The organism is Haloferax profundi (assembly GCF_001469865.1).
GTDB lineage: Archaea > Halobacteriota > Halobacteria > Halobacteriales > Haloferacaceae > Haloferax > Haloferax profundi.
The window spans coordinates 1-420 of record NZ_LOPV01000570.1; the positions used below are offsets into that span (position 1 = coordinate 1).

Sequence of the window (420 nt, forward strand, 5' to 3'; positions counted from 1 at the left end):
GCTACACTGCAGACGAAATCCGAGATTTAGGGCCGATAGAAAATCTCCTCGGGGAGGACCTCTTCGACCGGGAAGAGCTCGCCTCCAAAGGGGTTTTGAAGAACATCGAATGTACGGCGACTGATAAAATTGGGCGAGAACACACGCTGTTAGTCAACGTTCGTGAAGTGTCGATTCAAGATGGGACGCTCTTGTACAGTTGCCGTGATATCACGAAACGAAAGCAACGCGAGGAGGCGTTGGCGACGCTCCAAGAGACCGCACGAGACTTTCTATATGCAAAAACCAAGTACGAGATTGCCCAACACGTCATCGACGACACTGACGGTGTTTTGAATCTCGAGGCCAGCAGTGTCTATCTGTTCGACGCAGAGACGAACGACCTGCGGCCGGTGGCCACGTCACCGGAGATGGAACGGG

The 420-nt window shown here is 53.3% G+C and carries 1 pseudogene; it reads left to right on the plus strand.

The features are described from left to right. A pseudogene (locus AUR66_RS16985) lies at positions 1-420 on the plus strand (bacterio-opsin activator domain-containing protein); the annotation flags it as partial.